The organism is Tabrizicola fusiformis (assembly GCF_013328815.1).
GTDB lineage: Bacteria > Pseudomonadota > Alphaproteobacteria > Rhodobacterales > Rhodobacteraceae > Fuscibacter.
On record NZ_JABUHN010000001.1, the window covers coordinates 281,072 to 307,053 of the forward strand.

The 25,982-nt window shown below is 64.7% G+C and carries 27 protein-coding genes; 14 read left to right on the forward strand and 13 right to left on the reverse strand.

Annotated features, from left to right (window positions below):
• Positions 1-2: 2 nt before the first annotated feature.
• The 5 genes from HS053_RS01340 to HS053_RS01360 all read right to left on the reverse strand — a co-directional run bounded on the left by HS053_RS01340 (position 3) and on the right by HS053_RS01360 (position 4,537).
• Positions 3-704 (reverse strand): ABC transporter ATP-binding protein, encoded by a 702-nt coding sequence (locus tag HS053_RS01340; protein ID WP_174209383.1) that lies wholly within the window; start codon positions 702-704, stop codon positions 3-5.
• Positions 691-1,479, reverse strand: a complete 789-nt coding sequence (locus HS053_RS01345) for an ABC transporter ATP-binding protein (RefSeq protein ID WP_174209384.1) — start codon at positions 1,477-1,479, stop codon at positions 691-693. Before HS053_RS01345 ends, HS053_RS01340 begins: the two co-directional genes overlap by 14 nt.
• Positions 1,476-2,432 (reverse strand): branched-chain amino acid ABC transporter permease, encoded by a 957-nt coding sequence (locus tag HS053_RS01350; protein ID WP_174209385.1) that lies wholly within the window; start codon positions 2,430-2,432, stop codon positions 1,476-1,478. Before HS053_RS01350 ends, HS053_RS01345 begins: the two co-directional genes overlap by 4 nt.
• A 1-nt stretch (position 2,433) precedes the next feature.
• Complete coding sequence (locus HS053_RS01355; RefSeq protein ID WP_174209386.1) at positions 2,434-3,306, reverse strand: branched-chain amino acid ABC transporter permease; 873 nt, start codon at positions 3,304-3,306, stop codon at positions 2,434-2,436.
• A gap of 91 nt (positions 3,307-3,397) precedes the next feature.
• Positions 3,398-4,537, reverse strand: coding sequence for an ABC transporter substrate-binding protein (locus HS053_RS01360; protein WP_174209387.1), 1,140 nt, complete (start codon positions 4,535-4,537; stop codon positions 3,398-3,400).
• Between the two features lie 291 nt (positions 4,538-4,828).
• On the opposite strand from HS053_RS01360, the gene HS053_RS01365 reads away from it, so the two are divergent.
• The 7 genes from HS053_RS01365 to HS053_RS01395 are packed head-to-tail and all read left to right on the forward strand — an operon-like array spanning position 4,829 to position 10,451.
• Positions 4,829-6,106, forward strand: a complete 1,278-nt coding sequence (locus HS053_RS01365) for an aromatic ring-hydroxylating oxygenase subunit alpha (protein ID WP_174209388.1) — start codon at positions 4,829-4,831, stop codon at positions 6,104-6,106.
• The gene (locus HS053_RS01370) at positions 6,103-6,630 is read left to right on the forward strand and encodes an aromatic-ring-hydroxylating dioxygenase subunit beta (protein WP_174209389.1); all 528 of its coding nucleotides are present in this window, start codon (positions 6,103-6,105) and stop codon (positions 6,628-6,630) included. The genes HS053_RS01365 and HS053_RS01370 overlap by 4 nt, the downstream gene beginning before the upstream one ends.
• Before the next feature lie 9 nt (positions 6,631-6,639).
• Complete coding sequence (locus tag HS053_RS01375; RefSeq protein ID WP_174209390.1) at positions 6,640-7,446, forward strand: enoyl-CoA hydratase/isomerase family protein; 807 nt, start codon at positions 6,640-6,642, stop codon at positions 7,444-7,446.
• 2 nt (positions 7,447-7,448) lie between these two features.
• A complete protein-coding gene (locus HS053_RS01380; RefSeq protein ID WP_174209391.1) occupies positions 7,449-8,168 on the forward strand; it encodes an SDR family NAD(P)-dependent oxidoreductase in 720 nt (239 codons plus the stop codon).
• A gap of 18 nt (positions 8,169-8,186) precedes the next feature.
• Entirely contained in the window at positions 8,187-8,504 is a 318-nt protein-coding gene (locus tag HS053_RS01385; protein WP_174209392.1) for a 2Fe-2S iron-sulfur cluster-binding protein, read from the forward strand.
• Complete coding sequence (locus HS053_RS01390) at positions 8,504-9,280, forward strand: SDR family NAD(P)-dependent oxidoreductase (RefSeq protein ID WP_174209393.1); 777 nt, start codon at positions 8,504-8,506, stop codon at positions 9,278-9,280. The genes HS053_RS01385 and HS053_RS01390 overlap by 1 nt, the downstream gene beginning before the upstream one ends.
• A 16-nt stretch (positions 9,281-9,296) precedes the next feature.
• Entirely contained in the window at positions 9,297-10,451 is a 1,155-nt protein-coding gene (locus HS053_RS01395; RefSeq protein WP_174209394.1) for a CaiB/BaiF CoA transferase family protein, read from the forward strand.
• Between the two features lie 14 nt (positions 10,452-10,465).
• Here HS053_RS01395 and HS053_RS01400 read toward each other — a convergent pair whose 3' ends face one another.
• Positions 10,466-11,278 carry an alpha/beta hydrolase gene (locus tag HS053_RS01400; protein ID WP_194245479.1) on the reverse strand — a complete coding sequence of 271 codons (813 nt, stop codon included), beginning with the start codon at positions 11,276-11,278 and terminating at the stop codon, positions 10,466-10,468.
• Positions 11,279-11,349: 71 nt separating this feature from the next.
• On the reverse strand, positions 11,350-12,669 hold the full coding sequence (locus tag HS053_RS01405) for a phenylacetate--CoA ligase family protein (protein WP_174209395.1): 1,320 nt from the start codon (positions 12,667-12,669) through the stop codon (positions 11,350-11,352).
• A gap of 228 nt (positions 12,670-12,897) precedes the next feature.
• Here HS053_RS01405 and HS053_RS01410 point away from each other — a divergent pair, with 228 nt between their 5' ends.
• The gene (locus HS053_RS01410) at positions 12,898-13,503 is read left to right on the forward strand and encodes a TetR family transcriptional regulator (protein WP_174209396.1); all 606 of its coding nucleotides are present in this window, start codon (positions 12,898-12,900) and stop codon (positions 13,501-13,503) included.
• Between the two features lie 6 nt (positions 13,504-13,509).
• Here HS053_RS01410 and HS053_RS01415 read toward each other — a convergent pair whose 3' ends face one another.
• Positions 13,510-14,712, reverse strand: a complete 1,203-nt coding sequence (locus HS053_RS01415) for an NAD(P)/FAD-dependent oxidoreductase (RefSeq protein ID WP_174209397.1) — start codon at positions 14,710-14,712, stop codon at positions 13,510-13,512.
• 121 nt (positions 14,713-14,833) lie between these two features.
• On the opposite strand from HS053_RS01415, the gene HS053_RS01420 reads away from it, so the two are divergent.
• The 5 genes from HS053_RS01420 (at position 14,834) to HS053_RS01440 (ending at position 20,850) form a co-directional block, all read left to right on the forward strand.
• Positions 14,834-16,258: a 3-oxoacyl-[acyl-carrier-protein] synthase III C-terminal domain-containing protein gene (locus HS053_RS01420; RefSeq protein ID WP_206677569.1), complete on the forward strand. Its 1,425-nt coding sequence runs from the start codon at positions 14,834-14,836 to the stop codon at positions 16,256-16,258.
• 10 nt (positions 16,259-16,268) lie between these two features.
• Positions 16,269-17,465, forward strand: coding sequence for an acetyl-CoA acetyltransferase (locus HS053_RS01425; protein WP_174209398.1), 1,197 nt, complete (start codon positions 16,269-16,271; stop codon positions 17,463-17,465).
• Positions 17,466-17,475: 10 nt separating this feature from the next.
• Entirely contained in the window at positions 17,476-18,270 is a 795-nt protein-coding gene (gene paaG / locus HS053_RS01430) for a 2-(1,2-epoxy-1,2-dihydrophenyl)acetyl-CoA isomerase PaaG (RefSeq protein ID WP_174209399.1), read from the forward strand.
• An 11-nt stretch (positions 18,271-18,281) separates the two neighbouring features.
• Positions 18,282-18,725, forward strand: coding sequence for a hydroxyphenylacetyl-CoA thioesterase PaaI (gene paaI / locus HS053_RS01435; RefSeq protein ID WP_174209400.1), 444 nt, complete (start codon positions 18,282-18,284; stop codon positions 18,723-18,725).
• 148 nt (positions 18,726-18,873) lie between these two features.
• Positions 18,874-20,850 carry an oxidoreductase gene (locus HS053_RS01440; RefSeq protein ID WP_174209401.1) on the forward strand — a complete coding sequence of 659 codons (1,977 nt, stop codon included), beginning with the start codon at positions 18,874-18,876 and terminating at the stop codon, positions 20,848-20,850.
• Between the two features lie 97 nt (positions 20,851-20,947).
• Here HS053_RS01440 and HS053_RS01445 read toward each other — a convergent pair whose 3' ends face one another.
• The 5 genes from HS053_RS01445 to HS053_RS01465 all read right to left on the reverse strand — a co-directional run bounded on the left by HS053_RS01445 (position 20,948) and on the right by HS053_RS01465 (position 25,423).
• The gene (locus tag HS053_RS01445) at positions 20,948-21,514 is read right to left on the reverse strand and encodes a hypothetical protein (RefSeq protein WP_174209402.1); all 567 of its coding nucleotides are present in this window, start codon (positions 21,512-21,514) and stop codon (positions 20,948-20,950) included.
• A gap of 48 nt (positions 21,515-21,562) precedes the next feature.
• A complete protein-coding gene (locus tag HS053_RS01450) occupies positions 21,563-23,182 on the reverse strand; it encodes an FMN-binding glutamate synthase family protein (protein WP_174209403.1) in 1,620 nt (539 codons plus the stop codon).
• A gap of 67 nt (positions 23,183-23,249) precedes the next feature.
• On the reverse strand, positions 23,250-23,903 hold the full coding sequence (locus HS053_RS01455; protein ID WP_174209404.1) for an RluA family pseudouridine synthase: 654 nt from the start codon (positions 23,901-23,903) through the stop codon (positions 23,250-23,252).
• Positions 23,900-24,796 carry a homocysteine S-methyltransferase family protein gene (locus tag HS053_RS01460; protein WP_174209405.1) on the reverse strand — a complete coding sequence of 299 codons (897 nt, stop codon included), beginning with the start codon at positions 24,794-24,796 and terminating at the stop codon, positions 23,900-23,902. Before HS053_RS01460 ends, HS053_RS01455 begins: the two co-directional genes overlap by 4 nt.
• Before the next feature lie 3 nt (positions 24,797-24,799).
• A complete protein-coding gene (locus tag HS053_RS01465; RefSeq protein ID WP_174209406.1) occupies positions 24,800-25,423 on the reverse strand; it encodes a LysE family translocator in 624 nt (207 codons plus the stop codon).
• A gap of 92 nt (positions 25,424-25,515) precedes the next feature.
• On the opposite strand from HS053_RS01465, the gene HS053_RS01470 reads away from it, so the two are divergent.
• Positions 25,516-25,941, forward strand: a complete 426-nt coding sequence (locus tag HS053_RS01470) for a VOC family protein (RefSeq protein WP_174209407.1) — start codon at positions 25,516-25,518, stop codon at positions 25,939-25,941.
• Positions 25,942-25,982 lie beyond the last annotated feature (41 nt).

The window sequence follows — 25,982 nt, forward strand, 5'->3', positions numbered from 1 at the left end:
GGTCAGAGCCCCAGATAGGCGGCGCGGATGCGGGGATCGGCGATCAGCTCTTCCGCAGCGCCTGACATCGAGATGCGGCCAGTCTCCATCACATAGCCCCGGTCGGCGATCCGCAGCGCCCCAAAGGCGTTCTGTTCCACCAGAAGCACGGTGACATTCAGCGCCTTCAGGCTTTTCACCACCGCAAAGATCTGCTGGACGATGATCGGGGCCAGACCCATCGAAGGTTCGTCCAGCAAAAGACAGGAGGGCCGCCCCATCAGCGCCCGCGCCATCGCCAGCATCTGCTGCTGGCCGCCGGACAGGCCGCCAGCCGCGAGGTTGCGCTTTTCCTTCAGGATCGGGAACATCTGAAAGGCGTCTTCCATGTCCTTTTCCACGCGGTCATCGCTGTAGAGAAAGGCGCCGAGCCGGAGGTTTTCCTCGACCGTCAGATTGGTGAAGATCTGGCGCCCCTCGGGCGATTGCGCCAGCCCGCGCCGCAGGCGTTTGTATGCGGGAACGGGTGTCAGCGCCTCGCCCCGGAAGGTGATCGTGCCGCCGGTCACCGGCTGCACCCCCGAAAGGCAGCGCAGAAGCGTGGTCTTGCCGGCGCCGTTCGCGCCGACCACGGTGACGATCTCACCCGAGTCAACCCGCAGGTCCAGCCCGTGCAGCACTTCGATGCGCCCATAGCGTGAACGCAAACCTTCAACCGTCAGCATTTTCGGCTCCCAGATAGGCGGCGACGACGGCCGGATTGCGGCTGACGGTTGCCGGGTCGCCCTCGGCGATCTTCTCGCCATGGTCCAGCACGACGATGTGGTTCGAGATGCGCATGACCATCTTCATGTCATGCTCGACCAGCAGGATCGCCACGCCCGAGGCGGCGACCTCGGCGATCAAGTGGTCGATCTCTTCGGTCTCGACCGCGTTGCAGCCTGCGGCGGGCTCGTCCAGCAGCAGGATCTTCGGGTCCAGCGCCAGGGCGCGCGCAATCTCCAGCCGTTTGAGCGAGCCGTAGGAAAGGTTCCCGGCCTCTCGCTCTGCTGCCCGGTCCAGACCGACCCGCTCCAGCAACTTCCGCGCCCCGGCTTCGGCCCGTTTCGCCCGGGCACGCGAGGAGGGCAGGCCAAAGAGATCGGCCAGCACCGGCCCGCGCTCCTGTAGGTGATAACCTGCGATGGCATTCTCCAGCACGGTCATCGACTGAAATATCTGGAGGTTCTGGAAGGTCCGGCTCATGCCCCGGCGGGCAAGAAGATGCGGCGCGATCCCGGTTACATCCTCGCCTGACAGGGTCACCTGCCCCATGCTGGGCAGGTAGATGCCCGAGATCATGTTGAACAGCGTGGTCTTGCCCGCACCGTTTGGCCCGATGATCGAGACGATTTCGCCCGGCCTTACCCCGAAGCTGACGTTGTTCACCGCCTTCAGGCCGCCAAAGGCGATGCCAAGCCCCTCGACCGACAGAAGGGTTTCCTTGTCTGACCTCGTCATTCGCCCCGCCCCCTCAGTTTGCGCAGGATCGAGGGCAGCAGCCCTTCACGCAGGAAGATCATCACCAGCATCATCACCAGCCCGAGGACCATCTGCTCGTATTCCGCAAAGACGGTCAGCGCCTGCGGCAGCAGCGTCAGCGCACCCGCCCCGAAAATCGCCCCCAGAACCGATCCGACGCCGCCCAGAACGGCCATGGTCACCATCTCGATCGAATGCATGAAGCCCGCGACATCCGGCGTGATGAACTTGTTCTGCAGCGCCAGAAGCGAACCGGAGACAGAGGCATAGACCGCCGAGATCATGAAAGCCTGCAACTTCATCCGCGCCAGATCGACGCCGACCGTGCGCGCCGCCACCTCTGACCCGTGCAGCGCGCGCAGGGCGCGGCCGGTGGGGCTGTTGTAAAGGTTCAGCGCCAGCCAGGCCCCGGCGATCAGGCAGAGACCGCAGAAGAAATACCAGAACTGACCGTTCGACAGATCGAGCCCCCAGCCCTTCAGCAGCGCACGCAGGCCCAACTCCGGCACCTCGATCCCGTCGGGGCCGCGGGTCAGGTCGCGTTCATTGTTCAGAACCATCGAGACAAGGATGCCAAAGCCAAGCGTGGCCACCCCAAGGTAATAGCCGCGGAGCCGCAGGATCGGGCGCCCGACCAGCCAGGCCAGCAGGGCCGAGATTGCGGCCCCCAGCACGACGGCCAAGGCAGGATGCAGGCTCCAATGCGCCGGGGCCAGGGCACAGGCATAGGCCCCGATCCCGGCAAAGCCGGCATGGCCAAGGCTGATCTGCCCGGCCCAGCCGGTCAGGATCACGATGCCCGTCACAGCGATGCCGTTGACGAAGATCAGCGCGCCCACCCGGTAGTAGTAGCCCGAGGGGAAGAACAGCGGCGACAGCGCGACAAGCACGGCCAGCACCAGCAGGGTTGCGGATTTCGGGGTCAGCTTCATGTCACACCCGATCTGTGGTCTTGCGGCCGAACAGGCCCTGCGGCAGGAAGAACAGGACAAGCAGGATCACGACGAAGGCCACCGCATCCTTGTATTGCGATGACAGGTAGCCTGCGGTCAGCGCCTCGATCAGCCCGATCAGAAAACCGCCGAGCAGTGCGCCCTTGGGGTTGCCCATGCCGCCAAGCATCGCGCCGGCAAAACCCTTCAGGGCAAAGCCGATCCCCACGCCGTAAGCCGTCAGGGTGACAGGGGTGGCCAGAACGCCGCCAAGCGCCCCGATGGCTGCCGAAAGTGCGAAGGAAAGGGTCATCACGAAATTGGTGTTGATCCCGACAAGCTGCGCGGCAAGCCGGTTGTTCGCGGTTGCCATCACGGCGCGGCCCAGAAGCGTGCGGCTGAAAAACAGCCATAGCGCAAGGAAGACGGCCAGCGCCCCCGCGATCATCCACAGGCTTTGCGGCAGGATGGTCGCCCCGCCAACATGGATCGGCGTATCGCCCGAAAAGGCCGGGAAGGTGTGGATTTGCTTGCCGAAGACCAGTTGCGCCGTTCCCTGAATGAAGATCGAGGCGCCGATGGTAATGATGATCAGCGAGACGACCGGCGCGCCCCGGGCGGGTTCGATGGCAAGCTTGTTCATGGCGACGCCCAAGGCCGAAGTCAGGACAATGGCGATCAGCGCCGCCAGCGGCAGGGGCAGGCCGGCCTCATGCGCGAACCAGGTGATCATGCCGCCGAGCATGACAAATTCGCCCTGGGCGAAGTTCACCACGTCCGAGGCGTTGTAGATGATGGTGAAGCCAAGGGCGACCAGCGCGTAGACCGCGCCGACCGTGACCCCCGAGAACAGGAATTGGATGAGTTCCGACATGGCGCCTCCGGGCTTGGAAAGCGGGAGCTGACCTTGGGTGAAAGGGGCTCTGCGCCGCGGCGGGCGCAGAGACAGGGGCGGGGTGGTCAGATCACTCGGCAAGCGTCCATGCGCCGCCGCGGATCTCGAGCAGGCGGAAGGCCGACAGGTCAAGCCCAAGGTGGTCCGTGGCCGAATAGGTATAGACGCCGGTGGTGCCGGCAAGGCCGGTGGTCGCCTCGATCGCATCGCGGATCGCGGCAGGCTCGGCCGCAGTTGCCCGCGCGATGGCATCAGACAGGATCATGAAGCCGTCATGGGCATAGCCGCCGAAGGTGCTGACCGGGGTGGCGAATTTGCCCTCGAACGCCGCCTTGTAGGCGGTGACGGCGGGTTTTTGCACATCGCCGTCTGCCAGCAATTCGGCCACCAGCAGCGCGGTGCCGGGCAGGCGGAACCCTTCCACCGCCTCGGCGCCGGCAAGGTCGATATACCCTTGCGAGGCAACGCCATGCGAGGCGTAGAACGGGATGTCCATTCCCAACTGCCGGTAGTTCCGGGCCAGAACCGCCGCGCTCTGACCAAAGCCGGGATTGACGATTGCCTGAACGCCCTCGGTGCCGCGGATTTTCGTCAACTGCGCCGTCATGTCGGAATCCTTGGGATCATAGGTCTCGTCCGCGACGATCTCCATGCCCATCTCGGGCGCCACCAGTTTGCACTGTGCCTGCATCGAGGCGCCGAAGCCGTCGGTCGAGGCGATGATCGCCACTTTCGCAAAACCGCGCGCCTGCATGTCCGCAAAGATCTTTTGGCAGCCCATGCGGTCGGTGTGCGGGGTCTTGAAGGTGTAGGGCTTCACCGGGTCGATGATGTCGATGGCCCCGGCAAGCGAGATGAAGGGAATCCCCGCATCTTCGGCAACGGCCAGAATCGACATCGAGGTGCCGGTGGTGGTTCCGCCAATGATCGCAACCACCTCGTCGTCCTCAATCAGCCGGGTGGCGAAAGTGCGCGCCTTGTTGGGGTCGCCGGCATCGTCATAAAGCACCAGCGTCACGGTCTCGCCGTTGATGCCGCCCTTGCCGTTCACCTCTTCGATCAGCATTTCCAGCGTTTTCGCCTCGGGGTCCCCAAGGGCCCCCGCAGGTCCGGTGGCCGAAACCGAAGCGCCGATCCTGATTTCGGCCACGGCGGGCAGCGCGCCTGCCAGCACGAACAGTCCGGCGATGATCGCCTTTGTCGGTGTCATGTCTTCCTCCTCCCTGGAGATTCGTTCGGCCATGTTCGGATATTATAAGACCGATCGTTCGGAGTAATTATCAGAAGTTGAATCTGACATCCAGAGATTTTTTGCGCCCGGATTTTTGTGCGGCATGTCAGGGAAGTGATTGGTAAAGCTTATACATTATGAATATTTTTCCTCTTCTGGCGTGAGGCATGTTGATTTTCTCTTGGCAAAGAATGCTTGACAGCCCATTTTTCGAACAATAAATCGAATGAGCGTTCGGCAAATTATAGCCGCTATCAGGAGCAAGCCGCCATGTTGAACACAGAGACAAGGCCCGCAGGGAAGGTTGACTACAGCGCCCTGATCGAACCGACCCGAATCAACAGCCGCCTCTATACCGATCCCGATATCTTTCAGGAGGAGATGGAGAAGATCTGGTATCGCAGCTGGGTCTATGTCGGCCATGTCAGTGAGGTGCCGAACCGCAATGACTATGTGACCAAGAGCATCGGCCCGACGCCGGTGTTGCTGGTGCGCGACCGCAATGACGAGATCAGGCTGCTGCTGAACAAATGCCCGCATCGTGGCAATCAGCTTTGCGCCTATCGTCAGGGCAATCGCGCGACCTTCACCTGCCCCTACCACTCCTGGACCTTCTCGAACACCGGCGACCTGATGGGCTATGCCTTGGCCGACGGATATGAAGGCGCGTCAAAGACCGGGGTGGGGCTGGGCAAGGTGCCGCGCATCGCCATCTATCGCGGCTTCGTCTTCGGCTCTTTCGCCGAAACCGGCCCCACGCTTGAGGAACATCTGGGCGGCGCGAAGGCGGCACTTGACCAGCTTTGCGACAACGCGCCGACCGGCGAGCTGGACCTGCGTGCGGGTTTCTTGCAACACCGCACCAAAGCCAACTGGAAGTTCATGGTCGAGAATGAGACCGATGGCTATCACCCCGGCTTCGTTCACGGCTCGATCTTTCAGGTCACCAAAAGCGGCATTGCCAACCTCTATGGCAAGGATTCGATCGCGCTGACCCGCGATTATGGCAACGGCCATACCGAATTTGATCTGCGCCCCGAGTGGCGCCGCATCGACAAGCCGCTGAACTGGTTCGGCACCACGGCAGACCGGCTGCCCGATTACGTCGCGGCGATGAATGCGGCCTATGGGCCGGATCGTGCGCGCCAGATCATGATCGACGGCTCGCCGCACACCATGATCTTCCCGAACCTCTTCATCGCTGAAATCCAGATGTTCGTGATCCAGCCGATCTCGGTCGATGAAAGCATCCAGCATGTTACGGCGGTGCAGTTCAAGGACGCGCCCGACATCAACCGCCGCCTGCGGCAGCAGACCATGGGGTCGGTCGGCCCTGCGGGGTTCCTGTTGGCCGACGATACCGAGATGTATGAACGCAACCACCGCGGCGCCCGCATCCGCGACCCGGAATGGTTGGTTCTGACGCGCGGCCTGCACCGCGAGCGCAAGGACGAGAACGGCTACACCATTGCCCATTCCACCGATGAGGTGCCGCAGCGCGGCATCTGGCGCCACTACCTTTCGCTGATGCAGGAGCAACCCGCATGACCGCGCAAATTGCCATCGCCACGGCCGACAACGACCTGCGTGCGCTCGATCCCGTCGCGCTGCACCACAATGTCGCGCAATTCCTGTTTCACGAAGCCCGGCTTGCTGACAGCCATGATTATGACGGCTGGGACGCACTTTGGGAGGAGGACGGCATCTATTGGGTGCCGGCCAACGGGATGGACACTGATCCCGAAACGCAGATGTCGGTGCTGTATGACAACCGCTCGCGCATCCATGTGCGGATCGAGCAGTTGAAGACCGGGCGGCGCCATACCCAGACGCCGCGTTCGGAACTGGCACGGCTGATCTCGAACATCGAGATCGGCGAGGTCGCGGCTGCCGAAGTTACCGTTTTCGCCAACAGCATGATCTACGAAGACAATCTGCGGGGCGAAACCGTCTGGGCTGCCCGCAACGAATATCGGCTGCGGCTGGTGAACGGGAACTTCCGACTGGTGCGCAAGAAGATCGCGCTCGTCAACAACGGCAAGCCGATGTTCACGCTTTCCTTCCTTGTCTGAGGAACCTTCATGACTCTCTCCGAAATCTGGATTGGCGAAGGGCCGGTGCTGCTTCACCGCAATGGCCCCGTGGCCACGATCACGCTGAACCGCCCCGAGGCGGCCAATGGCATGAACATCGTCTTCATGAAGGCCCTGCATCAGGCCGTGATGCGCTGTCACCGCGAGCCGGGCCTGCGGGTGGTGCATCTGCGCGGCGCCGGGCGCAATTTCTGTGCCGGAGGCGATGTGCGGGAGTTTGCCGCGATGGGCGAGGGTCTGGGTGATTTCCTGCGTGAAGTCACGGCATGGCTGCAAATGGCGGTTGGGGCATTGATCCGTCTGGATGCCGTGGTGGTGACCGAGGTTCAGGGCTTTGCGGCGGGCGGCGGGGGCTTGGGTCTCGTCTGCGCCTCGGATGTGGTGATTGCGGGTGAGGGCGCCAGGTTTCTGGCTGGCGCCACGCGCGTCGGCATGGCGCCCGACGGCGGCGCTTCGGTGATCCTGCCGCATCTTGTGGGTTTGCGCCGCGCGGCCGAAATCATGCTGTCGAACCGCATCGTCGATGCCGCCGAGGCCGAGCGGATCGGCCTGATCACGCGGGTGGTTCCCGATGCCGATCTGGCCGGGGCAGCCGCGCGCACTGTCGCCGTATATGCCGAGGGTGCCCCCATGGCGATGGCCGCGACCAAGCGGCTGCTGTGGAACGCCATCGAGGTCGAGCGCGCCCTGCCCGAAGAGGCCCGCACCGTTGCCGGCCTTTCGGCCTCTGCCGACAGCCGGGAAGGGCTGGCTGCGGTGATCGACAAGCGCAAGCCCGTGTTCCGGGGGCTGTGACCATGCGTTCCGCGCTGGTGACAGGCGGCGCCAGCGGCATCGGCGCGGCAACTGTGCGCAAGCTGTGCCTTGAGGGCAATGCCGTCACGTTCTGCGACAGGGATGTCGCGGCAGGTCAGGCCCTTGCCGCCGCGACCGGCGCGGAATTCGTCGCGGTGGACGCGGCTGACCCCGCCGCGGTCTCTGCGCTGTTTCATGGCCGCGTGCCGTTCGGCATTCTGGTCAACAATGTCGGCGCCGATCAGCACGCCTTCTTCACCGCCACCGGCCCCGAGGATTGGCGGCGCCTGCTGGCGGTCAATCTGGAAAGCGCCTTCGCCTTCACGCTGGGTGCCTTGCCCGGGATGCAGGCGGCGCGGTTCGGGCGGATCGTCAATGTCTCGTCCGAGGCGGCACGGCTCGGTTCGAAAGGCGGTTCGGTCTATGCCGCCGCCAAGGCCGGTCTTCTGGGCTTTACCCGTTCCATCGCGCGCGAGAATGCCCGCTATGGCATCACCGTGAACGCCGTGCTGCCGGGGCCGATCCACACACCCATGGTTGACCGCGCGGTTGCCGATGTCGGTGAGAAGATCCTTACGGACATGGCGGCGATGACCCTGCTGCGCCGTTTGGGGCAGCCTGAAGAGGTTGCCCATGCCATCGCCTTTTTCTGCACGGAAGCCGCTGGCTTCATCACCGGCGAGGCGCTGGGCGTCTCGGGCGGGATGGGCTGCGGCGCCTGAGGCTGCTGGAGCAAGAGAATGACAAAAGTGACCTTCATCACCGCAGGCGGGCAGGCCCAGACTGTTGAGGCTGGCGCGGGCCTCAGCCTGATGGAAAGCGCGCGCCGGGCCAATGTGCGCGGCATCATTGCGGAATGCGGCGGCGCCTGTGCCTGCGCCACCTGCCATGTGCATGTGGCCGAGGAATGGCTGGCCCTTGTCGGTGCGCCTGACGAGATGGAACGCGAAATGCTGGATTTCGCCAATGATATCCGGCCGAATTCGCGGCTGTCCTGCCAGATCAGGATCACCGCTGCCCTTGACGGGCTGGTTGTCCGTATCCCCGAGGAGGTGTGATGACCGATCCTGCTGAACCGCGCAGCGTGCTGATCGTCGGCGGCACCTCTGGCGTCGGTCTTGCCACGGCCCGTCGCTTTGCTTCCCAAGGGGGGGCGCAAGTCACGATCGTCGGGCGGGATGCTGCCCGTGGAAAAGCGGCCATGGCGACGCTGGCTGCCGCCTTCCCCGAAACCGGGCCGAAGCTGGTGCTGGGCGATGCCAACACCGCAGAAGGGGCAGAGCGGATCATCGCCGAGACGCTGGCGCTTCGCGGGCGGGTCGATGTGCTGGTGGTGGCCACCGTCGGCGCGGCACTGCCCGATCTGCTGGCCGATATTCCGACCGGGCGCCTTGCCCGGGATCTGACAGAGCAGGCGCTTAGCCCGATGCTGATGGCGCGGGCCGTTCTGCCTGTGATGCGGTCACAGCGTTCGGGGGCAATCATCACCGTCGCCTCGGATGCGGGCAAGGTCGCCACACCCGGAGAGACGATCATCGGCGCCGCCATGGCTGCAATCATCATGTTCAGCCGCACGCTGGCGATGGAGGCCAAGCGGGACGGAATCCGTGTGAACTGCGTGACCCCTTCGCTGATCCGGGGAACGGGCACGCATGACCGCCTCTTCGCGCATCCCTTTGCGGCGCGGCTGTTTGAAAAGGCGGCGCAGATGGCCGCGCTTGGCGTGGCCGAGGCCGAAGATTTGGCCGCATTGATCCACTTCCTTGCCAGCCCCGGGGCCGCCCGCATCACCGGGCAGGCGATCAGCGTGAACGGCGGTATTTCGGCCCAATGAGACGAAGGGGAAACTCATGTCCGGCGCGTTGAGCGGTTTGCGCATCATCGAGATGGTCGGGCTTGGCCCGGCCCCTTTCGCGGCCATGATGCTGGCCGACCACGGGGCGGAGGTCATCCGCATCCATGCAAAGGGGCAGAAGCCGGACTTTCCGTTGCTGAACGGCCGGTTCGACGTTCTGGGGCGCAACCGCCACTCGCTGTCCATCGACTTGCGGGCCGAAGGGGCGGCAGACCTGCTGCTGGATCTGGTGGCACAGGCGGACGGGTTGATCGAAGGCTTTCGCCCCGGCGTGATGGAGCGGCTGGGACTTGGCCCCGACCCATGCCTGATCCGCAATCCTGTCCTTGCCTATGGCCGGATGACCGGCTGGGGGCAGGGCGGGCCGATGGCGCAACAGGCCGGGCATGACATGAACTATCTGGGGCTGACGGGCGGGCTTCACGCCATCGGCCCCGCGGATCGTCCGCCAGTGGTGCCGCTGAACTATGTCGCGGATTTCGGCGGCGGCGGCATGTTGCTGGCCTTCGGAATGCTGTCGGCGGTGCTGTCGGCACGTCAGACCGGGCGCGGTCAGGTCATCGACGCGGCCATGGTTGACGGGGCCTCGCTGCTGACCTCGATGTTCTGGGGCTTTCGCGCCGGGGGGGCATGGTCGGACCGGCGTGAGGCCAATCTGCTGGACGGCGGCGCCTATTTCTACGCGACCTATGCCTGTGCGGATGGCCGCTTCCTCGCCGTTGCCTGTGTGGAGAAGCGGTTTCACGACATTCTGCTGGATCGGCTGGGTCTTGATCCGGCGATCTTCAGCCATATGCGCGACCCGTCGGTCTGGCCGGACCGCCGCGCGCGGCTGGCTGCCTTGCTGGCGACGCGGCCACGCGACCATTGGGCGGACATGTTCGTCGGCAGCGATGCCTGCGTCTCGCCGGTGCTGGATTGGGACGAGGCTGCGGCCCATCCGCAGGCCGTCGCCCGGGAGGCTTTTGTTACGGTCGATGGGGTGGTTCAGCCTGCCCCCGCCCCGCGCCTCAGCGTGACGCCCGCCCCGATGCCGCAGGCGGCGGTCACCCCCGGCAGCCAGTCCGGCAGCATTCTGCGCGAATGGGGCGTCGCCTCGGACCGAATTGCGGCGGCGCTTGACAGCGGAATGATTGGCGGGGCCCCCTGACGGGGCCGTGCCGCCTAGGCGCGCTTCAGATAGTCGCCGATTTCTGCAATTGAATCCTCGGCTTCGGGCAGGGCCTCGAAGATCTGGAAATGGTGGCACATCCCGTCAAAGACTCGCAGGTTGACCGCTCCGCCCGCCGCCCTGACCCGCTCTGCCAGCGTGACGGAATCGTCCAGCGTGATGTCGGCGGCCCCGCTGTGGATCAGGATGGGAGGCAGCCCGTTGAGGTTGCCCCAAAGCGGCGACACTTCCGGCGCATCGGCGGGCGGGCCCTGTCGGCCCAGATAGCTGCGCGCCATGGCCCGCAACTGCCCGGGTCTTGAAAAGATGTCCTGATCCGCCAGGCTCTGATAGCTTTCCCCCTGCATCGACAGATCAAGCCAGGGCGAGATCAGAACGATGGCACGGGGCAGCGGCAGCCCCGCATCGCGGGCCCGCTGCACGGTCAGCAGCGCCAGCGCGGCCCCGGCGGAGTCCCCGATGACCGCGTGGGGCGGGGCGGCATCCACCAGCAACGCCTGATAGGCCGCAAGGGCGTCATCGGCGGCGGCGGGAAAGCGATGCTCCGGCGCCAGCCGGTAATCGAAGGCCAGCATTCTTGCATCGGCGGCCTTGGCCAGCCGTGCGATCAGGCTGGCATGAGATGCGATGCCCCCGATCTGGAAGCCGCCACCATGGCAGTAAAGCACAGGGCGCGGACCGTTGCCGATCCATGCGGCATCAATGCCCAGACCGGAAACCGGGCGCAGCTCTGCCATGGCGGCGCCCCTGGGGCCGACCTCTGCCAGATAGCGGCTGAAATCCGTGCGGATTTCAGCCAGCGACATGCCTTGTGACCAGCGGCCTGTGACAGCCGCCAGCCGCGCACGCACAGGGGCGAGCGGGTCTGCCGGGGGGATCAAGGCTCCGCCCGGTGAAGAACACGGACAGCCTTGGCCTCATAGCGGGGCAGGGTGCCTTCGGGGTGACATTCGACGACGATGTTCATGCCAAGCCGGGCACGGACCTCGCGCCGGATGTCATTGCAGATCTGGTCGGCGGCGCGGCCCTGTGCCGCCACAGCCTCGACGGCGACGGTCAGCGTGCCAATGGTCATGCGTTCCTTGTCGATATAGATTTGCCAGGCTTCGCGCACGACGCCGTTGGTTCCGGTGATCACATCCTCGATCTGCGAGGGGAAGACGATGACCCCCTTGAACTTGATCATGTCGTCCGAGCGGCCGATGATCCGCCCGATCTTGCGCATTCCGCGCCGACCCGAGGGGCAGTCGTAGGGCCGCGGCGACAGGCGAACCAGATCGCGGGTGCGCCAGCGGACCACGGGCGAAGCCTGCTTTGACAGGGTGGTGACGACGATTTCGCCCACTTCCCCCTCAGACACCGGCTTCAGCGTTACCGGGTCAAGGATTTCGGTTAGAACGGTATCCTCGTTCAGCAGGTGCAACTCGTCATCCGCATGGGTGTAGGGGGTCGAGATCGCCAGAATCGGACCGCCCGCCTCGGTCGTGCCGTAGATGTTGTGCGAAATGAAGCCCGCAGGCATTTCGGATTCAAGCTGCGCGCGGAACTCGGCGGAAACCGACTGCCCGCCAAGGATCGCGGTCTTCAGGTGCCAGTCGGTCTTGGGGTTGATCCCCTGCGCACGAGCGGCCTGCACCAGACTCATCAGCCACAAGGGCGACATCGAGGCCACGTCATAGCGGTGATCGCGCAGCCAGCGGGCGGCCAGCTCACCACGGCCGGGGCCGATCGGAAAATTGGTGCAATCCAGCGCCTTGAACCCCTGATCCGGCGCCGGCCCCCCGATCCACAGGCCATAGCCGTAGCCCTGATAGGACCGCGACGCCCTTTTGACGCCCGCCGCAGCCAGAAGCCGTGCCACCTGATTGGGCAGGAGCGTCCCGAAATCCTGCTGCGTCATGCCGAACAGCACCGGAAGCCCGGTGGTGCCCGAAGTGGCGACGAAACGCTCGACCTCTTCCATCGGGGCGGTCAGGAAAGGGAAGGGATAATGGCCGCGCAGATCGGCCTTTTCCAGGAAGGGCGCGTTTTCCAGCCCGTCCGGCGCGGAAAGATCCTCGGGCTGCATGCCCACGGAGTTGAAGTGATCGCGCCAGGCGTCGTTCTTGGCAAGGCGTTCGCCAAGCGTGGCAAGCCTTCTGCGCTGAATCCGCAAGATGCCCTCGCGGTCCAGCATCTCAATCTCTGGATGCAGCATTCGGTTTCCTCCCGGCGCCTGGGGGGGCTCCCTCCCCTGGGCTACGCTTGTGCGCCGTTGAATAATAGAACGAACGATTGGACTATGTAAAGTCTGAAAGTTGGATGTGGGGCATATCTTCTCGGGCGGTGCCAAGACAGGACACGCGCGTGCGGCAACGACAGTTGGCTTCCGCCCGGCAGAGATATATAAGCCGAATGTTCAGTCAATAAAGCTGCCGGAGGTTCCGTGGCCCGAACAAGATCCGCCGAGTATGACAGTATCCATGACACGATCATTCGTCGCGCTGCGGCCATCTTTGCCAAGCACGGCTATGCCGCGACCTCGATCGGGGACATTGCGACGGCCTGTGATTGCTCCAAGTCGCGCCTCTACCACTACTTTGACGGCAAAGAGGCGATCCTGCGGGACATGCTGACGACGCATGTCGATTCTCTGCTCGAACAATGCCGGCAGGTTCTCTACGGCTCACGCGAGCCGAAGGAACGCTTCCTGCAACTGGTGAAGCTGTTTCTGGAGATCTATGCGGATTCGCGGGATCAGCATGTCGTGCTGCTGACCTGCCTTGATGTCCTGCCGCCCGAGCATCGCAACGAGCTGATCGGCAAGCAGCGCGAACTGATTGCCTATGTGCGCGACGCTTTGCTGCAACTGCGGCCCGACATGGCGCAGAACCGGGTGCTGGCCCATGTCGATACCATGCTGTTTTTCGGCATGATCAACTGGACCTACACTTGGTATCGGTCGGACGGTGTGGTGTCGCCCGATGAGTTGGCCGAACGGACGGTCGAAATGTTCCTGAACGGCTTCACCAACATGCCGGTCAAACCCTGATCCGTCTTATCCCTTCAGCAAATTCATCGGGTTGAAATCCGCAGCCTGCACCTGCGCGATCTCCACGGTCAGCCCCGCATCAAGCAGCTTCTTCGCCGCCATATAGGCCCGCCCGTCATTCAGCGCATCCACAGCCAGCAGCCGACCCTCGCCGAAATACCAGTTTGACCGTCCGCGCGCAGAGACAGCGCTGACCACAGTGTCATAGCCGCGATTCAGCCCGACGATTTGCAGTTTCACATCATACTGATCGGACCAGAACCACGGCACCGGATGATAGGGGCGCCCGTCACCCAGCATGTCATCGGCCACAGCTTCGGCCTGATCTATGGCGTTCTGCACGCTTTCCAGCCGGGTCGGCTTGCCGTCCAGATCGAAACAGGCGCAATCCCCGGCGGCCCATATTCTGGGCGCAGAGGTTCGGCCAAAGGCATCAACCACAATGCCATTGTCACATCGGATGCCGACCAGTTCGGCCAGTTCGGTTTGCGGCAGCACGCCGACGCCCGCCACGATCAGATCGCAGGCAATCCGGCTGCCGTCATCCAGTTCCACCTCCTCAATGGCAGAGGCTCCGCGGGTGGAAACGATGCTGCGCCCTTCAAGGATCGTGACGCCGTGGTCCTTGTGCAGGGCCCTGACGTGATCGGCGGTTTCGGCGCAGGCCACGCGCTCTAAGATACGCGGCGCGCGCTCGATGACGGTGACGGTCAGACCGGCGGTCGCGGCGACGGCGGCGGTTTCCAGTCCGACATAGCCACCCCCGGCGATGACAAGACGCTGACCCGCCCGGAAGGCCGGCCGCAGGCGGTCAACATCGGCGATGCTGCGCAGTTCATAGACGTTTTCCCGACCTGCAAGGCCGGGCAGCAAGGGGCGCGGCGCGGTGCCGGTGGTCAGCGCCAGCTTGTCCCAGTCCTGCAATTCGCCACCCCAGACCAGATGGCCCAGTTCGGGGTCGATCATGGTGACCGGCTGACCAAGGCGCAGGTCTATGTCGTGGGCGCTCCAGAAATCCGGCGCGCGCAGCCAGAGGCGTTCGGCCTCCCATTCACCGCTGAGATATTTCTTGGAAAGCGGCGGCCGCTGATAGGGCGGGGCGCTTTCGGCGCCGTAGACGATGATCGGTCCGTCATGCCCTTTCAGCCGCAGCCGTGCCGCCAGCGCCGCCCCCGCCTGACCAGCGCCGACAATTGCGATCGTCTCCATGCCTACTTTCCCCTGTGACTAATTAGTTGACCGAACGTTCTGACTAATATAAGAGGCAAACATCCACAGGCAATACACCAATTGCCCCAGCGGATCGTGAAGCCGGCATCGGGAGAAGTCTGTGACAAGCATTCTGGCACTCGGCGTCCATCTGCCGCGTCTTCGGCTTCAGCGGGCGGCGATGTCTTCGGCCCTCGGCTGGCTGACCTCTGGCGCTGGCGCCGGCAAGGGGCAGCGAACGCTGGCCTTTTGGGATGAGGACAGCATTACCATGGCGGTTGCCGCCGCCCGCGCCGCATTGCGCGGGCAGGATGCGGCCGCGATTCACTCACTGAGCTTTGCCAGCACCACCGCCCCCTTTGTCGAACCGCAGGGTGCGGCTTTCGTCCATGCGGCGTTGCGGCTGCCTGAGACCTGTCTCGCTCAGGATGTGCAGGGAAGCCCGCGCGCGACGCTGATTGCGCTGCATTCCGCGCTGGAATCCGGCCAAACGGCGCTGATCGCGGCTGGCGATCTGCCACCCGGCACGCCCGGCAGCCTGGCCGAAGCGCGTGCCGGAGATGGCGGGGCTGCTGCTTTGGTCGGTTCCGGTCCGGGTCTGCTGGACTATCGCGGGGGCATCAGCCTCAGCGCGCCTTTCACCGACCGCTACCGCGCCAATGGCCACGACCACCCGCAGGAGTGGGAGGAACGCTGGGTCAGGGAGGCGGGCTATCTGGACCTTGTTCCCAAGGCTGTTGCCGGGGCGCTGGCCAAGGCCGGGCTGTCCGCCGCCGATATCGACCATTTCGTCCTGCCCTGTCCCATTCCGGGCGTGGCTGCGGCGGTTGCGGCGCGGGCCGGGCTGGCGAATGCACGTCTTGCCGCTTCGCTTGCCGAAACCTGCGGCGATACCGGCACGGCGCACCCGCTGCTGATGCTGGCCCACGCCCTTGAGACTGCGGTGCCGGGCCAGAAGCTTCTTGTCGCCCAATTCGGTCAGGGTGCGACGGCACTGGTCTTTGAGGCCGGGTCTGTGACAATGATACCGCTCGTCTCGCCCCAACTCGCACAAGGGATCGACGAAGCGAACTATATGAAACTTCTGGCCTTTCGTGGGAAGATCGCCTGGGACAGGGGATTGCGCGGGCGCTTCATCGTGAACGAGGCGCTGTCCACCGCCTGGCGCTATTCTGCGGCTTTGATGGGTTTCGTGGGCGGGCGCTGCCGCGAGACCGGGCGCGTCCAGTTTCCGCCCACCCGGTTGACGGTGGGCGATGGCCTGCACCTCGACACTCAGGAACCTTGGCCGCTGGCCGATGTGGGTGGGCAGGTTGCCACCTTCACCGCCGATCTGCTAGCCTTCTCGCCCCATCCGCCGAATTGCTACGGGCTGGTCGATCTGAATGGCGGCGGGCGGCTGCTGATGGAATTCACCGATCCGGGCGCGGCAGCGATCACGCCGGGAACGCCTGTGGAATTCGTCTTCCGTATCAAGGATATCGACCCGCAGACCGGCTATCGCCGCTATTTCTGGAAAGCCATCGCCACGCCCGTGGCCAGTTAGAGGACAAGCCGTGGCAACAGGCATCAAGGATAAGGTGGCGATCCTCTCGATGGGATGTTCGCGCTTTGGCGAACGCTGGGATGTGGGTCAGGAAGAACTGATGGTCGAAGCCTATGTCGAGGCTCTGAGCCGCGCGGGGATCGAACCGGCGGCCATCGGCGCCGCCTGGTATTCCTCGCATTACGATGACATTGGCGCCGGCAAGGCCGGCACGCCGATGGCGCAGGCCCTGCGGCTGCCGAATATCGGCGTGACCCGGGTCGAGAATTTCTGTGCCGGCGGGACAGAGGCGTTTCGCGGCGCGGTCTATGCCGTTGCCTCGGGCGCTGTGGATATCGCGCTGGCCGTGGGGGTCGAAAAGCTTAAGGACACCGGCTTTGCCGGGCTGCCGCTCGCCTCGCGCGGAACCTTCGGGCCGATGTATCTGCCCACCCACAGCAATCCGGGCAATTTCGCGCAACTGGCCGCCGCCTATCAGGCGCGGCACAATGTCGGGCGCGCCGACCTGAAGCGCGCCATGGCGCATACATCGGTGAAAAGCCACGCCAATGCGGTGAAGAACCCGAACGCCCATCTGCGCAAGGCCATCACCATCGAGCAGGCGCTGAACGCCCCGCTGGTGGCCGAGCCGATCGGCCTGTTCGATTGCTGCCCGGTCTCTGACGGCGCCGCCTGCGCCATCGTGACCACACCCGAGATAGCCCGCAGTCTGGGCCGCGCACCCGCGGTGACCGTCAAGGCGATCCAGATTGTCACCTCGAACGGCTGGGAGGTGCAGCAGGCGGAATGGGATGGCGCGCATGTCCATACCGCCCGCATCGTCGCCCGCGCCGCCTATGCCGAAGCCGGGATCACCGATCCGGCGCGCCAGATCAGCCTGACCGAGGTTCACGACTGCTTCTCGATCACCGAACTGGTGACGCTGGAGGATCTCGGCCTCACCGAGCCGGGCACGGCCTGGCGCGAGATGCTGGACGGCAGGTTCGACGCCGATGGCGCCATGCCTTGCCAGATCGACGGCGGATTGAAATGCTTTGGCCATCCGGTCGGCGCGTCGGGCCTGCGGATGCTTTATGAGGCTTGGCTGCAACTGACGGGCGCCGCAGGAGGGCGTCAACTGGCCAACCCCTCGCTTGCGCTGACCCATAATCTCGGCGGCGCGCCATCGCAGAATGTCTGTTCGGTCACCATCCTTGGGGCGAATTGAAGAGGGCCACATGACAGAATCCGACACCGTTCTGACCGAGCTTTCCGATGGCGTCCTGACGCTGACGCTCAACCGCCCCGAAAAACTGAACGCCTTCAACGAAGCGATGCATCTGGCCCTGCGCGCCGGTGTTCAGCGCGCCCATGACGATGGCGCCGTCCGGGCGGTTTTGCTGACCGGGGCGGGTCGCGGCTTTTCGGCAGGGCAGGATCTGGGTGACCGTGATCCCCGCCGGGGCGAACCACCGCCCGATCTGGGCCGCACGCTCGACACTTTCTACAACCCGACCCTGCGGTTAATCCGCAGTCTGGCAAAACCCGTGGTCTGCGCCGTGAATGGTGTGGCGGCGGGGGCGGGCGCCAATATCGCCCTTGCCTGCGACATCGTTCTGGCGGCGCGGTCGGCGCGCTTCATCCAGTCCTTCTCGAAGATCGGGCTTGTCCCCGATGCGGGTGGAAGCTGGCATCTGGTGCGGCTTCTGGGCGAAGCGCGAGCCAAGGCGCTGACCCTGATGGCAGAGCCGCTGACGGCCGAGAAAGCCGCCGAATGGGGGCTGATCTGGCAGGCGGTCGAGGATGCGCAGCTTCCGGCCAGGGCACGCGCCATTGCGGTTTCACTGGCGGCAGGTCCGACGGCAAGTCTTGGCATGACCAAGCACCTTGTCCAGGCCGCGCAGAGCAATGATTTCGACAGCCACCTTGATCAGGAGCGCGACTGCCAGCAGTTCGCCGGGCGCAGCGCCGACTATGCCGAAGGCGTTCTCGCCTTCCTTGAAAAGCGCCCTCCGGCTTTTTCCGGCAAGTAGAGGGATCATCTATGCTGCCGATTTCCGAACTGTCGCCACAGCAACTGGCCGAGGCCGCGGCCCATGCCCTGTGGCAAAAGGACCGGACCAGCCAGACTCTGGGGCTGACCCTCGACCGGATCGGGCCCGGCACCGCAACGCTGTCCATGAATGTGACCGCCGATATGTCGAACGGCCATGGGAACTGCCATGGCGGTTATATCTTTACACTGGCCGACTGCGCCTTTTCCTTTGCGGCAAACACCCGCGAACACAAGGCGGTGGGCCAGCATTGCGCGATCACCTATCTGATCCCCGGCCGGATCGGCGACACCCTCACAGCGTCCGCTACCGAGGTTTCGCTTCGTGGCCGGTCAGGAATTTACGACATCCGCGTGACCAATCAGAACGGCGATCACGTTGCCGAGTTCCGTGGCCACTCCAGAATGGTGGGGCGCGCCCCGAATGCCGGATGACCGAATTGCCCTGATGCTGGCCCCACCCGGAAACCGCAACGGAAGCGAACCGGACAGAAGACGCGCGAAAGGGGACCGGAAGGGGTAAAAAACTTGACACATGTGTCGATTCTGGGTCTCTTCCACTTATCCCGGTCGGAGTAAGCCCATGAGCCAGCATCGCCGCCTGCTTTCCCCCCTGCAACTGCGCGGCCAGACCCTGCGCAACCGCATCGTGTTCGGCGCCCATACCAACAACATGTCCGACATGGGGCTGCCCGGCCCGCGGATGGAAAATTACCTTGTGGAGCGGGCGCTTGGCGGTGCTGCCATGGTGGTCTGCGAACCCGTCCCGGTGCATCGCACCGGCATTCTGACCCGGGGCAATCTTGCCGTGAACAGCGATGAGATCATCAAGCCGTTTCAGCGGGTTACTTCGCGCATCCGCGAGGCGGGGGCGGTGGCGATCCAGCAGCTTTACCATGTCGGCGCCCATGGCGATTCCGACTTGTCGTTCCAGCCGCACTGGTCCCCCTCTGGCGGGCCGAGCTATCACGATTCGGACGGTTCCCACCGCATGACCGAAGCCGAGATCGAAGAGCTTCTCGCCGGGCACCTCGCCGCAGCCATTCGTGCAAAAGCCTGCGGATATCAGGGGGTTGAGGTGTGGGGCGCCTATCACTCGCTGATCGACCAGTTCTGGACGCCATGGTCCAACACCCGCGATGACCGCTGGGGCGGCAGCCTTGAAAACCGCACCCGCTTCTCCCGCACCCTGATCGAGGACATCCGCCGCGCCTGTGGCGAAGACTTCATCATCGGCCTCGCCATCAGCTATTCGCCCGCCTACGATGTCACGTTGCAAGCAGAATCCTTGTGCGAAATCATTGCCTTGCACGATACCACCGGCCATGTCGATTACGTCACCTGCGGCGCGGGCAGCTATCTGGAATTCGAATCCATCATCCCACCCTTCACCCATGGCGAAAAGCTGACCACGCCGCTGACGGCGCAGCTTAAGGGTATCGTAAGACATGCGGTGATAACCTCCGAAGCCGGCGTGCGCACGCCCGAGAATGCCGAAACCATCCTGTCCGCGGGGGAGGCCGATCTTGTCTCCATCGTCCGCGGTCAGATTGCCGACCCCCATCTCGCCCGCAAGGTGACCGAGGGGCGGGTTGAGGATATTCGCGGCTGCATCTCGTGCAATCAGATGTGCTGGGGCCGCCGCTCGCGCGACTACTGGATTTCCTGCCTGATCAACCCTTCGGCCGGGCGCGAATGGGAATGGGGCGGTGATCGGTTCACCCCGGCAGAGGCGCCGAAATCGGTGCTGGTGGTCGGCGCCGGTCCTGCGGGGCTGGAAGCCGCCCGCGCCGCTGCGGAACGTGGGCACAGCGTTGAAATCGTTGAAGCCTCTGGTCAGATTGGTGGCCAGTTCCGCCTTGCGGGCCTGCAACCGCGCCGGGCCCAGATCCTTGACCTGATGGGCTGGTATGAACGGCAATTTGCCAAACTCGGCGTCACCTTGCGGCTGAACAGCTTCCTCGACGCCGATGAGATTGCCGCCCATCCCGCCGATACCGTGATCCTCGCCACCGGCTCGCTGCCGGATGAAACCGGCTTTCAGCGTTGGCAGCCGCATCTGCCCGCCCTGCCCGGGATCGAGACCCCCGGCGTCTGGTCGCCCGAGGCGGTGATGCGGCGTGAGGCGCGGCTGGGCGACGCGGTGGTGATCTATGACGAAGGCTCGAACTGGCGGGGGGTTGGCACCGCCTGGGCCCTGGCCGAGCGCGGGCATCAGGTGACCATCGTGACACCCGAAGCCTTTGTCGGCAAAGAGATTTCCCGCACCGCCGCCGATGGCGCCGCGCGCCGCGCGCTGGCCCGTCTGGGTGCGCGTTTCCTGACCGAACATTGCCTGACCCGCTGGCATGGCAATGGGGTGACGGTTCGTAACCTCTTGACCGGGGCGGAGGAGACCCTGCCTGCCAGCGGTCTGGTCATGGCCACCACCAACCGCGCCTTTGACCCTTGGCCCGAGAGCTTCCCCGGCAAGGCGACCCACCGCATCGGTGACTGCGCCGCGCCACGTCTGGCTGCCTATGCCTTTCACGAGGGGCGCAAACTGGCGCTGTCGCTTTAAAGCTTGTCCGGTTCGATCCGAATCGAAATTCGCTGCCTCTCGCTGACGCTCGAACGCGATTTTCGATCGGTTTGATTCAAGGTGACCCGGACACGCTTTAGCGGATCGGGCCGCGGTTGTGCGGTGTATAGGGTTTGATGGACCCGTTGGGGCGCGGGAACGGCAGTTGCGGGGTGATGGTGGCAATCAGGTTGCCCACCGGCACCCCCTGTCCGGCTTTGAACGTCCATTGCGGCACCATGCCCGAGCCGGGCGGATAGGCTTGCACGGTCTCGCTCCACGAACGCTTGTGGGTGTCCACCCCCGCCCTGAAATCGGCGCGGGCCTGCATGATCTGGTCGAACTGTCCGTCATCAAAGGGTTTCCCGCCGGCAAAGGCCGCGGTCAGCTTGAACTCCACCTCATCGGATTTCGGCAGGCGGGCAAAGGCATAAACCCGCGCCATCGGGCTAAGTTCGTTGGAGCGCAGGCCCAGAACCTGCTCAATCTGCGCAGGAGTCAGGCCGTAAAGAAACTTTTCCTGCGTGAAATAGCCGGAAATCTTGCCCTGACCGCGCATATATGCCTCAGCCGCGAGACCCACGACCTTGACCAGCCGAAACGGCCCTTCAAGCGCCCAGGTGTTCATCGAGCTGGCCTGAATCGCGTCGCCCAGATTTTGCATGGCACCCCTCACTCTACCCGCAAGAGTTTAGCAAGCTTTCGTCACGGGTCAAACCGGCAGCAGCGGTGCAAAACTGTCGGCCTGCGCCATGGCCCAAGGCGCGCGGAAGCGGCCGCTTTGCCCGGGGTCGGACAACAGCACTCCGGGGGCAAGCCGTTCATAAAGCTCGGAAAACGGGATCGCCCCGGCGCTGCCGACCCGGCGCTGGAAATGCTGCGGGCCAAGCTCTGCCGGGCTGTTCACCCCGGCGGCAGCGGTCAGTTCGGCAAGGGCGTGCAGGGTGTTGCGGTGGAAATTCGCCACCCGTTCGGCCTTGTCAGGCACCACCAGCGCGCGCTGCCGGGCCGGGTCGGGCGAGGTGACACCCGTGGGGCACAGGCCGGTATGGCAGGACTGCGCCTGAATACAGCCGAGCGCGAACATGAAGCCGCGCGCCGCGTTGCACCAATCCGCCCCCAGCGCCAACACGCGCGCCATGTCAAAGGCCGAGGTGATCTTGCCCGAGGCGCCGATGCGGATGCGGTCACGCAGCCCCACCCCGATCAGCGCGTTATGGGCAAAGGTCAGCCCGTCGCGCAGCGGCATCCCGACATGGTCCATGAATTCCAGCGGTGCGGCGCCGGTGCCCCCTTCTTTCCCGTCTATCACGATGAAGTCCGGGGTGATCCCGGTGGTCAGCATCGCCTTGCAGATCGCCAGAAACTCCCACGGGTGGCCGATACACAGCTTGAACCCCACCGGCTTGCCGCCGGACAGCCCGCGCAACTGCGCGACGAATTCCATCAGGCCGACCGGCGTGGAAAAGGCGGCATGGGCCGCCGGAGAAACGCAGTCCACTCCCATCGGAATGCCCCGAATCGCGGCAATTTCGGCGGTGATCTTGGCCGCGGGCAGCACGCCGCCATGGCCGGGCTTGGCGCCCTGCGACAGTTTGATTTCAATCATGCGGATTTGCGGATCGGCGGCGGTCGCTGCGAACAGCGCCGGATCAAACCCACCATCCGCCCCGCGCGCGCCGAAATAGCCCGAGCCAAGCTCCCAGACCAGATCACCGCCGCTTTCGCGGTGATAGGGCGAAATCCCGCCTTCGCCGGTGTCGTGGAAAAAGCCGCCCGCCTTGGCGCCCTTGTTCAGCGCGCGCACCGCATTGGGTGAAAGCGCGCCGTAACTCATCGCGGAAATGTTGAGAAGCGAACAGGAATAGCCCCCCACCTGCACCCGCATCGCGCCCGGATCGACGGGCGGGCGCGGGGCGAGCGAGTGGTGCAACCACTCATATTCCTCTTGATAAACATCGAGTTGGGTGCCGAAGGGCCGTTTGTCCAGCTCTTTCTTGGCGCGCTGATAGACGATGGCCCGCTTGTCGCGCGGATAGGGGGCGCCGTCCTTGTCGCCTTCAAAGAAATACTGCCGCATCTCGGGGCGGATGCCCTCAAGCACAAAGCGCAGATGGGCGGCCACGGGATAGTTGCGCAAGATGGCGTGGCGGGTCTGGGTTACATCATACAGCCCCAAGGCCACGATCAGCCCCAGCGCGAAGGCGATCAGCGCCATGGTCTGATGCAGGCCCGGCAGCAGAACCGCGCCCAACAACGCCGCGACAAGCCCGATCATCGGCCAGGTCAGCAGGGCAAAGCGTGTCTCGAAGACAAGGCGCAGCAATCGCATGGAACTCTCCTTACGGGCATCTGAAACCGGATAGATTGCAGCAAGGTTAATACGGCTAAGGTAACAGTCAGAACGGGTTGGGGGCAGAAAATTCCACCCATTCCCCGTGGCCCGGATGATGCAGGCCGAGTGTTTCGGCATGCAGCATCAGCCGGGGAAAATCGCGCGCCGGACCCGTGGCATAGATCGGATCGCCCAATATCGGATGGCCCAGCGCCGTCATATGCACCCGCAACTGGTGGCTGCGCCCGGTCAGCGGGGCAAGGCGCACCCGGGTTTCACCCGGCGCCCGCCCGATCACCTGCCAGTCGGTTTGCGCCGGGCGACCGTGTTCATGACTGACCATCTGGCGCGGCCGGTTCGGCCAATCGGCGGCAAGCGGCAGGTCCACATGACCCGCCTCTGCGCTCATCTGTCCCCAAACCCTTGCCACATAGGTCTTTTTCGCGCGGCGCTTTTCAAATTCCTGCCCGAGGAAACCCTGCGCCGCCTTGGTGCGGGCAAAGATCATGACGCCCGAGGTATCGCAATCCAGCCGATGCACCAGCAGCGCGTCCCAGCGGGCGGCCTGCAGCCGCGAGATCAGGCAATCTTCCCGTCCGGCCAGCTTGCCCGGAACGGAAAGCAGGCCCGCAGGCTTGTCCAGCACCAGAAGGAGGTCGTCCTCATACAGGATCGACAGCGGCACATCCGGGGGGCGATAGTCGAAATCGGGGATCATGCGATGGTATGGCCGGCCGCCTTCAGCGCCGCGGCGAGATGGCGGATATGGGCGGGGCCAACCTCGCAGCAGCCGCCGACGATCGTGGCCCCCATCGCCACCCAGGACATTGCAAAGGCTGCATATTTCTCGGGAGTCAGGTCATGGCGGTGGGTGTAATCGGGGGCCGAGGCATCTTCGGGCAGCGGCAACGACGAGATTTCGCTGAACCCGTTGGCATAGGCGCCGAAGGGCAGGCCGAAGGTGGACAGCACGCCAAGCGCCGCCGCCATCGCCTCGGGCATCGAGCAATTGGCCAGGACGGCGGCGGTCGGGTGTTCGGCAATCACCTCGCGCAGCGCGGCCACCGGCTCACCCGAGCGCAGGCGTGACCCGTCGCGGTCATGCACCGAAACCGACAGCCAGACCGGCCGACCGGCCGCCTGCGCGCCTTGCAGCGCACCCCGGCAGAGGTCCAGCGAAGACAGCGTTTCAAGCAGGATCACATCGACATGCGGCGCCAGAATCCGCGCCTTTTCGGCGTAAAGCGGGGCGGAAACCGCAACCGGCGGCGTCAGGTCGGGCCGATAGCTTTCGCCCAATGGCCCCATCGACCCGGCGATGATCCCGCGCCCCGCTTCGGCTCGCGCTTCATGCGCTTCCATCAGGGCGCGCAGGTGCAGCGCGTGGTAGTAGTGGTCAAGACCCACGCCGACCAGCCGGTCATGCAGGATGTTGTAGGTGTTGGTGGTCGCAACCGAGGCGCCGGCGGCGAAGTAATCGGCATGGATCGCCTTTACCAGCCCGGGATGGTCGATCATCACCCGCGTCGCCCAGAGCGGCGTCGGCGCATCGCCCGAGCGGGCGACCAGTTCCTGCCCCATGCCGCCGTCAAGAAGGGTGATTTCGGTCATCGTCTACTCCGTCAGGATCAGGCGGGCGGCAAGGCCCGCGAAAAGAACAGCCGCCACCTTGTTCACCACCGCCATCCGCGCGCCAAGGGCATGGCCCGCGTGCCCGGCCAGCCAGCCGTAAAGCATGGTGGTCCAGGTGCCATTGAAGGCAAAGATCAGGCCCAGAAGCACCACCTGCCGCCAGACCGGCCCGGCCTCGGGGTTCACGAATTGCGGCAGGAAGGCAAGGAAGAACAGGATCGGCTTGGGGTTGAGCATGTTGGACAGCACCCCGCGCAGGAAGGCGCGGCGCAGGCTGGGCACGCCGCGTCCCTGGGGCAGGGCGCCCGCGCGCCAGCTTTTCCACGCGATATAAAGCAGATAGGCCGCCCCAGCATATTTGATGGCCGAGAGCGCGCCCGGATGCGCCGCCACCAGCGCCGAAAGGCCAAGGGCTGCCAGCGTCACATGCCACAGCACCCCCACCCCGGCGCCAAAACCCGCGGCGGCGCCCACGCGCGGGCCGCCCTGAATGCCGCAGGCCGTGGCAAAGACCATGTCCTGCCCCGGCGCGAAATTCACGATCAGCCCCCCGATCAGGAAGGTCAGGAACTGACCGGGCGGAATGGAAAAGATGGCGTCCCACATGGGCGCACATTCGGCGCGCCGATGGCGAAGATCAAGAGAGGTGATTTGACCTTTCGGGCGGCGCGGGCAAGGTTTGCAGCCGGAGGTGCCCGATGGATTACGAAACCGTTCCCGCCCGCGACTTTGGCCATGCCCTGCGCGGATTGTCGGTGAACCTTCTGGTGCGCGATGTGCCGACCGAGGCGACGTTTCTGGTGGAGGTGTTCGGGATGCAGGCGCACCGCATGTCTGCCGATTTCGCCATCCTGACCCATGCCGGCCAGCCGTTTCAACTGCATTCCGACGCGAGCTTTGGCCGCCACCCGCTGTCGGCGCTGCTGCCCGAGGCGGGGCCGCGCGGTGCCGGGATCGAGTTGCGCCTGCATGAGGCGGACCCGGATCAGGCTGCGGCCCGGGCACAGGCGTTCGAGAGCGGGATGGTGTTGCAGGCGCCGGTGGACAAGGCGGGGCATGGGCTGCGCGAGGCGGTGATCCTCAGCCCCTCGGGCTATGCCTGGGTGCCATCGCGGCGGATCTGACCGGAAAGGGGGAGCCGCAGGCAACGGGCATCGAGCCCCCG

Excerpts from the sequence above, each read along its gene's own strand:
- HS053_RS01465 (WP_174209406.1), bottom strand. The coding sequence starts at position 25,423 with ATGTGGGACGCCATCTTTTCCATTCCGCCCGGTCAGTTCCTGACCTTC.
- HS053_RS01340 (WP_174209383.1), bottom strand. The coding sequence starts at position 704 with ATGCTGACGGTTGAAGGTTTGCGTTCACGCTATGGGCGCATCGAAGTG.
- HS053_RS01395 (WP_174209394.1), top strand. The coding sequence starts at position 9,297 with ATGTCCGGCGCGTTGAGCGGTTTGCGCATCATCGAGATGGTCGGGCTT.
- HS053_RS01360 (WP_174209387.1), bottom strand. The coding sequence starts at position 4,537 with ATGACACCGACAAAGGCGATCATCGCCGGACTGTTCGTGCTGGCAGGC.
- HS053_RS01415 (WP_174209397.1), bottom strand. The coding sequence starts at position 14,712 with ATGGAGACGATCGCAATTGTCGGCGCTGGTCAGGCGGGGGCGGCGCTG.
- HS053_RS01350 (WP_174209385.1), bottom strand. The coding sequence starts at position 2,432 with ATGAAGCTGACCCCGAAATCCGCAACCCTGCTGGTGCTGGCCGTGCTT.
- HS053_RS01365 (WP_174209388.1), top strand. The coding sequence starts at position 4,829 with ATGTTGAACACAGAGACAAGGCCCGCAGGGAAGGTTGACTACAGCGCC.
- paaI (WP_174209400.1), top strand. The coding sequence starts at position 18,282 with ATGCTGCCGATTTCCGAACTGTCGCCACAGCAACTGGCCGAGGCCGCG.
- HS053_RS01355 (WP_174209386.1), bottom strand. The coding sequence starts at position 3,306 with ATGTCGGAACTCATCCAATTCCTGTTCTCGGGGGTCACGGTCGGCGCG.
- HS053_RS01370 (WP_174209389.1), top strand. The coding sequence starts at position 6,103 with ATGACCGCGCAAATTGCCATCGCCACGGCCGACAACGACCTGCGTGCG.
- HS053_RS01450 (WP_174209403.1), bottom strand. The coding sequence starts at position 23,182 with ATGCGATTGCTGCGCCTTGTCTTCGAGACACGCTTTGCCCTGCTGACC.
- HS053_RS01445 (WP_174209402.1), bottom strand. The coding sequence starts at position 21,514 with ATGCAAAATCTGGGCGACGCGATTCAGGCCAGCTCGATGAACACCTGG.
- HS053_RS01440 (WP_174209401.1), top strand. The coding sequence starts at position 18,874 with ATGAGCCAGCATCGCCGCCTGCTTTCCCCCCTGCAACTGCGCGGCCAG.
- HS053_RS01380 (WP_174209391.1), top strand. The coding sequence starts at position 7,449 with ATGCGTTCCGCGCTGGTGACAGGCGGCGCCAGCGGCATCGGCGCGGCA.
- HS053_RS01385 (WP_174209392.1), top strand. The coding sequence starts at position 8,187 with ATGACAAAAGTGACCTTCATCACCGCAGGCGGGCAGGCCCAGACTGTT.
- HS053_RS01400 (WP_194245479.1), bottom strand. The coding sequence starts at position 11,278 with ATGTCGCTGGCTGAAATCCGCACGGATTTCAGCCGCTATCTGGCAGAG.
- HS053_RS01455 (WP_174209404.1), bottom strand. The coding sequence starts at position 23,903 with ATGATCCCCGATTTCGACTATCGCCCCCCGGATGTGCCGCTGTCGATC.
- HS053_RS01345 (WP_174209384.1), bottom strand. The coding sequence starts at position 1,479 with ATGACGAGGTCAGACAAGGAAACCCTTCTGTCGGTCGAGGGGCTTGGC.
- HS053_RS01460 (WP_174209405.1), bottom strand. The coding sequence starts at position 24,796 with ATGACCGAAATCACCCTTCTTGACGGCGGCATGGGGCAGGAACTGGTC.
- HS053_RS01375 (WP_174209390.1), top strand. The coding sequence starts at position 6,640 with ATGACTCTCTCCGAAATCTGGATTGGCGAAGGGCCGGTGCTGCTTCAC.
- HS053_RS01470 (WP_174209407.1), top strand. The coding sequence starts at position 25,516 with ATGGATTACGAAACCGTTCCCGCCCGCGACTTTGGCCATGCCCTGCGC.
- HS053_RS01405 (WP_174209395.1), bottom strand. The coding sequence starts at position 12,669 with ATGCTGCATCCAGAGATTGAGATGCTGGACCGCGAGGGCATCTTGCGG.
- HS053_RS01390 (WP_174209393.1), top strand. The coding sequence starts at position 8,504 with ATGACCGATCCTGCTGAACCGCGCAGCGTGCTGATCGTCGGCGGCACC.
- paaG (WP_174209399.1), top strand. The coding sequence starts at position 17,476 with ATGACAGAATCCGACACCGTTCTGACCGAGCTTTCCGATGGCGTCCTG.